Raw genomic sequence first — 11,738 nt, 5'->3', positions numbered from 1 at the left:
ACCCATTCGCCCGTTCGGGTGCCCGGTGTCACCGGCCGGGGTGCGCCTGTGCGCCTCAGGCGACGGGAACACCGAGCACCCGGGCGGCGCGCTGCATGCGCAGGGCGTCCACCGACTCGGCCAGCAGTTCGTACTCGGTGGTGTCGTCGCCGGTGGCGACGCGTACCATCCGTCCGGCGGCGAGGGCCTCGGCCACCTCCTCCTGCCGGGCGACGTCGCCGCACCAGGTGCGCAGCACGGCGGGTACGTCGGGCACGCCGTCGGCGACGGGGACGAGCGCCCCCTGCGGTAAGTGCTCGGCGTCGGGCCGCGGGTCGAGGCGCTCGGCGATCCAGAGGGCGCGGTCGCGCAGCCACCACAGGGCGAGGGCGAGGGTGGGCGCCCGGTAGGTGCCGAGCGGTACGCCGATGCGTCGGCCGTCGCAGACCCCGTACGCGGTGACATGGCACAGGAATTCGTCGTGCACGTTCCCTCCCCCGCTGCGTAGCTCGCCCGCCGGGTCGGGCCGGCTGCCCGCCTCGTGGCTCGCCTGCTGTGCGTGAGGGCGCCGTCGCGCGGTGTGAAGCGCTCTCCAAGTCGAGTATGTTCACCGCTGAAACACTGTCACCATGTGTTTCCGGCCAGTCTCCTGGCATATTCACCGTCACCCTTGGCCGAAACCGTGCGGTGTGGCCGACGGACCACACCCGGCCTCGGGGGATCGGCCCCGGTCCGGGGCGGGCACGGGCGTGGGGACCGGGTGTCCGAGGGGCGTGCCCCGGCGGGCCGGGCGGCCGCACGGCGCCCGGCCCGTACCGGTGCTTCTACTGCTTCACGACCGCGTCGATGCGGGTCAGCTCCTCCTCGCTGAAGTCGAGGTTCCGGGTGGCCGAGACACTGTCCTCCAGCTGCTGCGGGCTGCTCGCGCCGACCAGGGCGGAGGTGAGGCGGCCACCGCGCAGCACCCAGGAGAGCGCCAGCTGCGCCAGGGTCTGGCCGCGGGAGGAGGCGATCTCGTCGAGCGCGCGCAGCCGGCCCACCAGCTCCCCGGTGACGGCGTCGGTGTTCAGGAAGGGGCTGTCGCTCGCGGCCCGGGAGTCCTCGGGGATGCCGTCGAGGTAGCGGGCGGTGAGCAGGCCCTGCTCCAGCGGGGAGTAGGCGATGGAGCCGACCTGGAGCTCGTCCAGGGCGTCCATCAGCCCCTCGTCCTCGGGGCGGCGGTCGAGCATCGAGTAGCGCGGCTGGTTGATCAGCAGCGGGGTGCCCAGCTCACCGAGGATGCGGGCGGCCTCGCGGGTCTGCTCCGCGGAGTAGTTGGACACGCCGACGTACAGCGCCTTGCCCTGCTGGACCGCCGAGTGCAGCGCGCCCATCGTCTCCTCCAGCGGAGTCTCCGGGTCGAAGCGGTGCGAGTAGAAGATGTCGACGTACTCCAGGCCCATCCGGCCCAGGCTCCGGTCCAGCGAGGACAGCAGGTACTTGCGCGAGCCCCACTCGCCGTACGGGCCGGGCCACATCAGGTAGCCGGCCTTGGTGGAGATCACCAGTTCGTCGCGGTACGGCGCGAAGTCCGCCTTGAGCGCCTCGCCGAGGGCGGACTCGGCCGCGCCCGGCGGGGGCCCGTAGTTGTTGGCGAGGTCGAAGTGGGTGATGCCCAGGTCGAAGGCGCGGCGCAGGATGGCGCGCTGGGTCTCGGCCGCGCGGTCGGGACCGAAGTTGTGCCACAGGCCGAGCGAGAGCGCGGGGAGCTTCAGGCCGCTGCGTCCGGTGCGCCGGTAGGGCATGTCCGCGTAACGGTCGGGGTGTGCGGTGTACAACACGACTCCAGAGGGGTTGGCACATGTCTCGGCGGTTCCGTCGAACCGCCCGTCCACTCTGTCGTGACCTGCGGGCAGTGGTCCAACAGAAGAATCCGATGGAATTCAGCGGATACGCTTCTCAATCATGGAACTGCGCCACCTCCAGCACTTCGTCGCCGTCGCCGAGGACCAGCACTTCACCCGCGCGGCGGAGCGGCTGATGGTCTCCCAGTCGGGCCTGTCCGCGTCCATCCGCGCCCTGGAGCGCGAGCTGCAGACCTCGCTGTTCGTCCGCACGACCCGCAGGGTGACGCTCACCGAGGCCGGCCGGGCGCTGCTGGCGGAGGCCGAGCGGATCCTCGCCCAGGTGCGGGCCGCGCACGAGGCGGTCGCCGCGGTGCAGGGCGTGCTGCGCGGCACCCTCGCGCTGGGCACCGAGCAGTGCATCGCCGGGGTGAACGTGGCGGAGCTGCTCGCCACGTTCCGGCGGCTCCACCCGGACGTGGAGATCCGGCTGCGCCAGTGGGGCTCGGCCGCGCTGGCGGAGGAGGTCGCGGCGGGACGGCTGGACCTGGCCTTCGCCTACCGGACGGAGGCGGACGCCGAGCAGCTGCGGGCGGTGTCGCTGACCAGCGAGCCGATGACCGTGCTGTGCCATCCGGACCACCGGCTCGCGCGGGCCGGGGCACCGCTCACCCCGCACGACCTGACCGACGAGGTCTTCGTCGACTTCCACCCGGACTGGGGTCCGCGCCGCGCCACCGACGCGGCCTTCGCCGCCGCGGGCGTACGGCGCACGGTGGCGCTGGAGGTGAACGACGTGCACAGCCTGCTCGACCTGGTCGACGAGAACCTGGGCGTCGCCGTCGTGCCGCGGCACTTCCGGCACAAGCGGGAGGCGCTCACCGCGCTCCCGCTGAAGGACACCGGGGAGGCGGTGTACGAGACGGTCGCCCTGGTGCCGTCACCGCGGGCGACGAGCCCGGCGGCGCGGGCGCTGATGGGCCTGTTGGACAACAGGGGCGCGTGAGGCTCGCGGATGCGCGAGGGTGGGGACATGCATGCCAAGGACATTCTCATAGACGGCTTCGGCCGCGTCCGGGAAGAAGTCCACGCCGCCGTCGAGGGCCTCGGCCCCGACGCGCTCGACGCCCGGCCCGGCCCCGGCGCGAACTCCGTCGCCTGGCTGGTCTGGCACCTCACCCGGGTCCAGGACGACCACGTCGCCGACGCCTTCGGGCTCGACCAGGTGTGGCTCTCCCAGGGCTGGGAGAAACGCCTGGGCCTCGGCCTGCCCCGCCGCGACACGGGGTACGGCCACACCCCGGCGCAGGTCGCCGAGGTGCGGGTCGGCTCCGGCGAACTGCTGACCGGCTACTACGACGCCGTGCACGAGCAGACGCTCGAGGCCCTGCGCGGGCTGACCGCGGCGGACCTGGAGCGCGTCGTGGACGAGCGCTGGGATCCGCCGGTCGGCCTGGGCGTACGACTGGTCAGCGTCCTGTCCGACGATCTCCAGCACGTCGGACAGGCCGCGTACGTGCGAGGGCTGGTTCAGAGCACGGACTCGTAGCCGGGCAGGACGACGTCCCGGATGAGCGCGTTCCGCTCGTCGAACGGGAGGAACGCGCTCTTCACGGCGTTCACCGTGACCGTGCGCAGGTCCTCGGCCGTCCAGCCGGCCTGCTCGACCAGCAGGGACATCTCCCGCGTCATGGTGGTGCCCGAGACGAGGCGGTTGTCGGTGTTGAGGGTGACGCGGAAGCCGAGGTCCTTCAGTGCGGTGATCGGGTGGTCGGCGATCGAGGTCGCGGCGCCGGTCTGGAGGTTGGAGGTGGGGCACATCTCCAGCGCGATCCGGCGGTCGCGGACCCAGCCGGCGAGGCGGCCGAGCTTGCCCTCCGCGAGGTCGGGGATGTCCTCCGTGATCCGCACCCCGTGCCCGATGCGCTGGGCGCCGCACACCTGGAGCGCCTGGTGGATGCTGGGCAGGCCGTGGGCCTCACCGGCGTGGATGGTGAAGGGCACGTTCTCGCGGCGCAGGTGCGCGAAGGCGTCGAGGTGGTCGGCGGGCGGGAAGCCGTCCTCGGCGCCGGCGATGTCGAAGCCGACGACGCCGGCGTCCCGGAAGGCGACGGCCAGGTCGGCGGCCTCACGGACCCGGTCGAACATCCGCATGCCGCAGAGCAGGGTGCCGACCCGGACGGGCGTCCCGGCGGCGGCGGCCTTGGCCATGCCGGCGGCGAGGCCCTCCTGGACGGTCTCCACGACCTCGCCCATCGTCAGCCCGCCCCTGGTGTTCAGCTCGGGGGCGTAGCGCACCTCGCCGTAGACGACACCGTCGGCGGCCAGGTCGAGCACGTACTCCTCGGCGGTGCGCAGCAGGCCCTCGCGGGTCTGCATGACGGCGAGGGTGTGCTCGAAGGTGGCGATGTAGCGGACCAGGTCACCGGAGTTCGCGGCCTCGACGTACCAGGCGGCGAGTTCACCGGGGTCGGTGGTGGGCAGGGTGTGGCCGACGGCCTCCGCCAGTTCCACGACGGTCGCGGGGCGCAGACCGCCGTCGAGGTGGTCGTGCAGCACCGCCTTGGGGAGGCGGCGGAGAGTCTCGGTGTCTATGCGCGTAGATGGCATGTTCGGTCGTTCCTCGGCGGGTCGTTCGGCAAGAAGGCGGATCAGGGAGTGGCGGGCTGGAGCAGGTCCCAGCGGTTGCCGTACAGGTCCTGGAAGACGGCGACCGAGCCGTACGGCTCGTGGCGCGGCTCCTCCAGGAAGGTCACTCCGGCGGCGGTCATGCGCGCGTGGTCGCGGGCGAAGTCGTCGGTGTACAGGAAGAAGCCCACGCGCCCGCCGGTCTGGTCACCGACCCTGGCCCGCTGGACCTCCCCCTTGGCGCGGGCGAGCAGCAGCCCCGCGCCGGTGTGCCCGGCGTCCGGCTCGACGACGACCCAGCGGCCGCCGTCCGGCCGGGGCGAATCCTCGGCGAGCCGGAAACCGAGCGCCCCGGTGTAGAAGCGGATCGCCTCGTCGTAGTCGTCGACGACGAGGGTGACCAGGGGAATGCGTCTCATCGTGACCTCTCGAAGGGGGATTGACCGGAGAGGTTATACGTAAAACCACCGGGCGCGCCAGTCCCGCCCCGAGGAGACCCTCCGGGCCGGACCGGCAGGCCGGCTACGGGTACGCGTAGGTGTTGAGGGCGGCGACGGCGGCCGTCGGGTCGCCGAGGTCGTAGCGGTCCACGGCGAGGTAGTTGGGCTTCTTGCGGGCGGCCGGCAGGCAGAACCGGCGGGCGCGGTCGGCGAGCTTGGAGTTGTCCGTGCCGGCCGTGGAGGTGACCGTGGTGTCCCGGAAGTGGTTCATGACGAACAGGGGGCGGAAGCCGGGTTCGGTGCGGGTCAGCGGGATGTTGGTGCCCGCGTCGTACCAGCGGCTGCGGCAGGACCAGTCGGAGGCGCCGACGCCCGGGCCCATGGACCAGTGGTTCTCGACGGTCCACTCGCGCTGGTACATCACGCCGAAGCCGTCCCGGGTCGGTCCGGCGGCCTGGTCGGCGGCCCGGCTGTGGTCGGTGAAGATCAGCAGCCGGTGCCCGGCGGCGGTCAGCTCCCCCATCGTCGGCCAGCCGTCCTCCCGGACGCCGGTGCGGTCGGGCCGGTAGAGCACGTCCGACAGCCCCTGGACGCGGGCGAGCTCGGCGCGCAGAACGCCCGGGTCGACGTAGTCCTCCAGGAAGACGGTGACGAACTGATCGGGGTGGGCGCGCAGGAAGCCGACGATCCGCTGGAGGTCCACCCACAGGGCGACGGGCCTGCTGACCAGGGTGCAGCTGTTGTGGCAGAGGATCGCGCCGTCCGGGGTCTGGTGGATGTCCAGCATGAATCCGCGGACGCCGTCGGCGAGTTGGCGTTCGATGCCCCGGTTCTGGTTGGGGAAGAGGTCGATGAAGGGCGGGGCGAAGCCGCCGTCGACGCCGTTGGCGTAGGCGTTGTGGGCGGTGAGGAAGGTGACCTGGTCCAGGGTGCGTTCGTCCCGCGGCGGCAGGGGGCGGGTCACCGGGTCGACCGGGGTCAGGTACCAGGTGGCGAGGTCGCCCGTGCCGGTGCCGACGGCGAGCGGGGCGGGATGGACCGCGCCGGAGGGTTTCGGGGCGACGGTGAGGCGGCGGTCGGTGCCGGGGACGGTGAGCGTGAACCGGTCCGCGCCCACGGGGGTGATCTCCCAGCGCGCCTCCGGGCTCGCGCAGGCGACGGTCCGGGCCCGGTCGCCGGTGCGGCCGAGGCAGGTGCCGGGACTGTCGGTGTTCTCCAGGGTGCCGTCGGTGCGCAGGTTCCACTGCTGACGGTCCTCGTCGCCGCGCGGTCCGTGCTGCTCGACCGTCCCGGAGGTGCCGGCGGCGTTCAGTCCGGTCGTCGCGCTCTGGACGTAGTAGGCGCCGGGCGGCGGAGCCGCCGCGGCGGCGGGTGCGGGTGCCGCGACCGTCGCGGCCAGTGCGGCGGCCGCGACGGTCGTGGCGAACAGGGCGTGGGGGGTGTGCACGGTGGCTGCCCTTCGTCCGGGGGACGGCCCGCGCACGTGCGGTGCGCGGGCCGCGATCCGAGGGTCTTAGGTCAGGTGCATGACACCACGTCGAGCGGTCGGGCGTCAGCAGTACAGGTTGCCGCCGGGTGACGTTCCGAGGATCTGGGTGAACTGCTGGTACTTGCTCACCCGGCTCTGCACCTGCGCCGGGTTCCGGCCGTCGCACTCCAGGGAGCCGTTGATGCTGCGGATCGTCTGGCCGAAACCGGCCTGGTTGACCATGGCGTTGTGCGGGGTCATGGTGCCCGGGCCGGACTGGGTGTTCCAGTACCACAGGGCCGTCTTCCAGGCCACGGCCGCGTCGTTCTGCACCAGCCAGGGGTTGCCCAGCAGGTCGATGCCGAGCGCGTCGCCCGCCGCCTTGTAGTTGAAGTTCCAGCTCAGCTGGATCGGTCCGCGCCCGTAGTACGCGGCCTGCCCGGCCGGGCAGCCGTACGGCTGACCCCAGTCGCAGTAGTGCGGATAGTTGGCGGTGTTCTGCTCCACCACGTGCACCAGTCCGCCGGTCTCGTGGCTGACGTTGGCCAGGAAGGCGGCGGCCTCCTGCTTCTTCACCGTGTCGCCGCCGGTGGTGGCGAAACCGGGGTAGGCGCTCAGCGCGGCGGTGAGTCCGCTGTAGGTGTAGAAGGGGTTCCGGTTCGGGAACATCTGATGGAACTGCGCCTCGGTCACGACGAAGGTGCCGACGGGCGTTCCGGGGCCGTTGTCACAGGCGTACGGCTCCCAGTACCAGGTGCTGATGACCGGGTCGTACCCCGGGTTGGCGTGCTCGGCGATGTACGCCCGGCCGTCGGTGTAGCGCACGATGTCACCGGCGTTGTACGACCTCCCGGCCACCCAGCTCGGGTAGCTGGAGCACGAGGCGGCGGAGGCGGTGGCGGCGGGGAGCAGCACCGGCGCGCCACCCGCGAGGACGAGGGCGGCGGTCACGGCGGCGATGCGTCTTCTCGACAAGGGAACATCTCCTTCGCGGAACACGGCCGCTCCCGGGCGAGGACATGCCTGAGCGGAGCCTCGCCCGCACATGCCGGCGGAGCCGGTCACGGCAGTGGGGGCGGCCGTGGTGGGGGGTGTGGGAGCACACTCAACCGCTTTGGTCTGTACCAGTCAAGGGTTTAGACCAATTCCGCGCTCATCACCGCGGTGTTCAGCTCGCGAACGGCACCTGCGCCGCGGGAACCGGCTCTGCGGCAAAGGGGTGCCGCCACAGTCCCCGCGCCGCGAGGCGCGGGAGCACGCCCTCACCGAACCAGTACGCCTCTTCCAGATGCGGGTAGCCGGAGAGGACGAACTCCTCGATGCCCAGGGCCTGGTACTCGGCGATCCGCTCGGCGACCTCGTCGTGACCGCCGACCAGGGCGGTGCCCGCGCCGCCGCGCACCAGTCCGATGCCGGCCCACAGGTTGGGATGGATCTCCAGCCCGTCCCGGCCGCCGCCGTGCAGGGCGAGCATGCGCCGCTGGCCCTCGGACTCGCTGCGGGCCAGTCCGGCCTGCACCGTCCGCACGGTCTCCGGGTCGAAGCCGTCCAGGAGCCGGCGGGCCTCCGCCCATGCCTGCCCGGCCGTGTCGCGGGTGATGACGTGGAGCCGGACACCGAACCGCAGGGTGCGGCCCTCCCGGGCGGCGAGCGTCCGCAGCCGGGCGATCTTCTCGGCGACCTGCGCGGGCGGTTCGCCCCAGGTGAGGTAGACGTCCACATGCCGGGCGGCCACTTCCGCGGCGACGGGTGAGGAGCCGCCGAAGTACACCTGGGGCACGGGGTCGGGAAGGCGGGCCAGGGCCGCGTCCCGCACGCTCAGGTGCTCGCCGTCCGCGGTGACGGTCTTCCCCTCCCACAACTGCCGTACGATCTCCAGGAATTCACCGGTCCTGCGATAACGGGCGTCCTTGTCGAGGAAGTCGCCGTAGGCCCGCTGTTCGTGGCTCTCCCCGCCCGTGACCACGTTGAGCAGGAGCCGGCCGCCGGTCTGCCGCTGGAAGGTGGACGCCATCTGCGCGGCGAGCGTGGGCGAGACGAAGCCGGGCCGGAAGGCGACCAGGAACTTCAGGCGCTCGGTCTCCCGGGAGACCATCGCGGTGGTCAGCCAGGCGTCCTCGCACCAGGCCCCGGTGGGGGTCAGGGCGCCCACGAAGCCGAGCTCCTCGGCGGCGCGGGCGATCTGGCTCAGGTAGGCGATCGTCGGGGGCCGGTCCCGCCCGGCCGGGGAGGCGGGGGTGCCGTGGCCGCCGCCGACGACGTGGCGGCTGTCGCCGTTGGTGGGGAGGAACCAGTGGAAGGTCAGGGACACGCGGGGGCTCCGATCGGGTCGTTCCCGGGTGGTCCGTCACAGCAGGCCGTGGCGGGGCGGCCGGATCCCGCCGAGTACGTACCTGCCGATGTGCTGGATCTTCCAGCGGACCGGGTCGTGCAGGGTGTGGGTACGGGCGTCGCGCCAGTGCCGGTGCAGATTGAGGGAGCCGAGGGCCGAGCGGGTGCCGGCCACCTCGAAGAGGGCGCTCGTGACCTCCACGGCGGTGTCGGCGGCGTGCGCCTTCGCGGCGGCCACCGCGATGGACGCCTCGGCCGCCGAGTCGTCGGTGAGGCCGGCGTGCGCCCGGTCCACGGTGCGGGCGGCCTCCCGCAGCAGTGCCTCCGACGCCCTTACCCGGACGGCGAGTTCACCGAAGCGCTGGACGAGCAGGGGATCCTCGGCGGCGGTCTCGAAGCCGCTCTCGAACCAGGGGCGGCTCTTCGTCCGGACGAACTCGGCGGCCTCGGCCAGCGCTCCCCCGGCGATCCCGGTGTCGATCGCCGCGTGCAGCAACTGGGCCACCGCGCCGTGCAGTTGCGGCCCCTCGAAGGTGAGGTGGTGCGGCAGCACCCGGTCGGCGGGAACCCGCACATCCACCAGGCGGACGGTGCCGCTGGCGGTCGTCCGCTGGCCCATGCCGTCCCAGTCGTCGATCACGGTGAGACCGGGAGCGTCGCGCGGCACGTAGGCGACGTGCAGGTCGTCGTTCCCGGCGCGGGCGAGGACGGGGATCCAGTCGGCGTAGAGGGCGCCGGTGGCGTAGTGCTTGACGCCGTTCAGCACGTACGAGCCGTCCGGCAGAAGGTCCAGCCGGGTGCGGATGTCCTGGACGTGCCGGGTGCCCGCCTCCGACTGGGCGTTGCCGAGGCGGCGCCCCGCGAGCAACTCCGCGCAGAAGAACTTCCGTTGCTCGTCGGTTCCCTGACGGGTGAGGACATTGACGTACACGAAGTGGCTCTGCGGGATCTGCGCGAGGCTGGCGTCGGCCGTGGCCAGCAGCCGGAAGACCTCCGCGAGGGTCTCCCGGCTCACCTCCGCCCCGCCGTACGCCGCGGGGACGGTGACGGCGAGCAGGCCGGACGCGGAGAGCCGGTCCACCTCCGCACGGGGCAGTCTGCGTTCGGCGTCCCGCGCCGAGGCGCCCGCACGGAACTCCTCGGCCAGGGCGGCCGCGACGGCGAGGGCTTCGGCGTCGTCGGCGATCACGTGCGCGCTCATGCCGGTCAGCTCGCGGCGGCCAGCGCCGGGACGGGGCCCAGGGCCGCCGAGAACTGGTCGACCACCTGGGTGAGGGCCCGGGCGGTGGCCGGGGCGACGGTCAGCGTTCCGTCCTCGTGCACGGTGATGTCCTTGTCGAGGGTGAACCAGCCCTGCACGATGTGGGCCGCGCCCATCGAGCTCAGGACCGGGCGGAGCGCGTAGTCGATGGCCAGGACATGGGCGGTGCTGCCGCCGGTGGCCAGCGGCAGCACCGTCTTGCCGGTCAGCGCGTACTGCGGCAGCAGATCGAGGAGCGCCTTGAGGACACCGGAGTACGACGCCTTGTAGACGGGGGTTCCCACGACCACGCCGTCGGCGCGGGCGAACAGTTCGGTGGCACCGACGACGGCCGGGTGTGTGAAGTCCGCGCCGAGCAGGGCCTCGGCGGGGAGGGTGCGCACGTCGAGCGGGATCACCTCGTGTCCCTGGGCGGTCAGCCGCCGGTCGAGATGGCGGAGCAGACGGCTGGTGCGGGAAGCGGCGGACGGGCTGCCGGAGACGGACAGGACGGTGGCCATGGTTCCTCCTTCGAAAGGCGGTGCGGGCGGGCCGACGGGCGGGGGCGGTCAGGAGTACCAGGTGGGTTCGGGCAGTTCGCCCTCCAGGACCCAGCGGCCGACCTCACGGCGCTTGTAGGCGACCGGGTCGTGCAGCGTGTGGGTGCGGACGTTGCGCCAGAACCGGTCCAGACCCTCGGCGGTCGTGGTGGAGCGGGCCCCCGTCACCTCGAAGACGCGGCTCGCGATCTCCAGGGCGACGTCGGTGGCGCGGGCCTTGACGGCGGCCACCCGGACCTCGAAGTCCCCGCGCGTCTGCTCGGTGACCGCGTCGGGGTCGTCGTGCAGCCGCTGCCCCTCGACGGCGACGGCGTCGGCGAGCGCCTCGACCGCCCAGAGCTTCGCGGTCAGGTCGCCGTAGGTGTCGACGACGTGGGGCTCGTCGACCGCGCGGTCGTGTCCGCCGTGCAGCCAGGGCCGCGTCCGGGTACGGGTGTAGGTGGCCGCCGTCTCCAGCGCGCCGGCCGCGATGCCGAGGTAGAAGTTGACGAAGACCAGCTGGATGGTGGGGACGTTGAGGGTGTTGTACACGCGCGGCCGGAACTCCTTGTCGACGTACCCGGCCGCGGAGGACCAGGGGGTGCGGACGCCGTCGAGGGTGACGCTCCCGCTCTCGGTGAGGCGCTGGCCGATGTTGTCCCAGTCGTCGTGGAAGGTCAGGCCCTCGCTGCCGGACGGCACGATGGCGAAGACGTGCCGGTCCGTGCCGTCGAGGACGCCTTCCAGAACCGTGACGTCGGAGACCCTGCTGCCGGTGGAGAAGGTCTTGCGGCCGGTGAAGACCAGGTCGTCGCCGTCCTCGGTGACGACGACGTCCTTGTCACGCGGGTTGACGGCGCCGCCGAAGAACCAGCGCCTCCGCGCGGCCTCGGCCTCGATGTGCTCCCACTGCTCGCGCGTACCGACCAGGCGGGCGGCCCAGTTCCACAGGTAGTGGTAGCCGAGGAGCTGGCCGATGGAGCCGTCGGCCTTCGCGATCTCCCGGACGACGTGGTAGGCGGTGATCCAGTTCTGCCCGCCGCCGCCGTACTCGGCCGGGCCCAGCAGGGTGACGAGACCGGAGTCCTTGAGCAGCCGCACCTCGGCGTGCGGAGCGGCGCCGGCACGGTCGCGGGCCGCGGCGTCGGTGGCGAGCACGGCCGCGACCGCGGTGGCGCGGGCGATCCAGTCCTCGGCGGTGCGCGGGGCCGGGCGGAGGTTCCAGTCGGTGGGGGTGAGGGTGGTCATGGGGGCAGGCCTCTCTCGTGTGCGTACGGGGTGTGGCGGAGG

Annotated in this window: 12 protein-coding genes; 2 read left to right on the top strand and 10 right to left on the bottom strand. The window is 72.6% G+C overall.

Translation table 11 applies throughout. From position 1 onward, the window contains the following. Positions 1-55: 55 nt before the first annotated feature. Positions 56-466 carry a hypothetical protein gene (locus tag ACFXAE_RS15995; RefSeq protein ID WP_384714124.1) on the bottom strand — a complete coding sequence of 137 codons (411 nt, stop codon included), beginning with the start codon at positions 464-466 and terminating at the stop codon, positions 56-58. A 337-nt stretch (positions 467-803) separates the two neighbouring features. Beyond that, entirely contained in the window at positions 804-1,796 is a 993-nt protein-coding gene (gene mgrA / locus ACFXAE_RS15990) for an L-glyceraldehyde 3-phosphate reductase (protein WP_384714270.1), read from the bottom strand. 127 nt (positions 1,797-1,923) lie between these two features. On the opposite strand from mgrA, the gene ACFXAE_RS15985 reads away from it, so the two are divergent. Beyond that, on the top strand, positions 1,924-2,808 hold the full coding sequence (locus tag ACFXAE_RS15985) for a LysR family transcriptional regulator (RefSeq protein ID WP_384714121.1): 885 nt from the start codon (positions 1,924-1,926) through the stop codon (positions 2,806-2,808). A 27-nt stretch (positions 2,809-2,835) separates the two neighbouring features. Then, positions 2,836-3,351 carry a DinB family protein gene (locus ACFXAE_RS15980; RefSeq protein WP_384714118.1) on the top strand — a complete coding sequence of 172 codons (516 nt, stop codon included), beginning with the start codon at positions 2,836-2,838 and terminating at the stop codon, positions 3,349-3,351. Here the strand turns inward: ACFXAE_RS15980 and ACFXAE_RS15975 are convergent. From ACFXAE_RS15975 to ACFXAE_RS15940, 8 genes are all read right to left on the bottom strand, one after another. Further along, positions 3,333-4,412 (bottom strand): adenosine deaminase, encoded by a 1,080-nt coding sequence (locus ACFXAE_RS15975; protein WP_384714115.1) that lies wholly within the window; start codon positions 4,410-4,412, stop codon positions 3,333-3,335. The two genes, ACFXAE_RS15980 and ACFXAE_RS15975, sit on opposite strands and share 19 nt — an antisense overlap. Positions 4,413-4,453: 41 nt before the next feature. Beyond that, positions 4,454-4,849, bottom strand: a complete 396-nt coding sequence (locus ACFXAE_RS15970; protein ID WP_384714112.1) for a VOC family protein — start codon at positions 4,847-4,849, stop codon at positions 4,454-4,456. Between the two features lie 103 nt (positions 4,850-4,952). Next, on the bottom strand, positions 4,953-6,317 hold the full coding sequence (locus ACFXAE_RS15965) for a phospholipase (RefSeq protein WP_384714109.1): 1,365 nt from the start codon (positions 6,315-6,317) through the stop codon (positions 4,953-4,955). 105 nt (positions 6,318-6,422) lie between these two features. Continuing rightward, positions 6,423-7,313 carry a glycoside hydrolase family 19 protein gene (locus ACFXAE_RS15960; RefSeq protein WP_384714106.1) on the bottom strand — a complete coding sequence of 297 codons (891 nt, stop codon included), beginning with the start codon at positions 7,311-7,313 and terminating at the stop codon, positions 6,423-6,425. Between the two features lie 193 nt (positions 7,314-7,506). Continuing rightward, positions 7,507-8,649: an LLM class flavin-dependent oxidoreductase gene (locus tag ACFXAE_RS15955; RefSeq protein WP_384714103.1), complete on the bottom strand. Its 1,143-nt coding sequence runs from the start codon at positions 8,647-8,649 to the stop codon at positions 7,507-7,509. Between the two features lie 36 nt (positions 8,650-8,685). Further along, complete coding sequence (locus ACFXAE_RS15950) at positions 8,686-9,870, bottom strand: SfnB family sulfur acquisition oxidoreductase (protein WP_384714100.1); 1,185 nt, start codon at positions 9,868-9,870, stop codon at positions 8,686-8,688. Positions 9,871-9,875: 5 nt separating this feature from the next. Further along, positions 9,876-10,430 carry an NADPH-dependent FMN reductase gene (gene ssuE, locus ACFXAE_RS15945; RefSeq protein WP_384714097.1) on the bottom strand — a complete coding sequence of 185 codons (555 nt, stop codon included), beginning with the start codon at positions 10,428-10,430 and terminating at the stop codon, positions 9,876-9,878. Positions 10,431-10,478: 48 nt separating this feature from the next. Then, the gene (locus tag ACFXAE_RS15940) at positions 10,479-11,696 is read right to left on the bottom strand and encodes an acyl-CoA dehydrogenase family protein (RefSeq protein WP_384714094.1); all 1,218 of its coding nucleotides are present in this window, start codon (positions 11,694-11,696) and stop codon (positions 10,479-10,481) included. Positions 11,697-11,738 lie beyond the last annotated feature (42 nt).

The sequence above is a fragment of the Streptomyces sp. NPDC059454 genome (genome assembly GCF_042749965.1).
Classification (GTDB): domain Bacteria; phylum Actinomycetota; class Actinomycetes; order Streptomycetales; family Streptomycetaceae; genus Streptomyces.
Note: the sequence above shows the minus strand (reverse complement) of the source record. Positions and strands in the feature narration are given on the sequence as shown.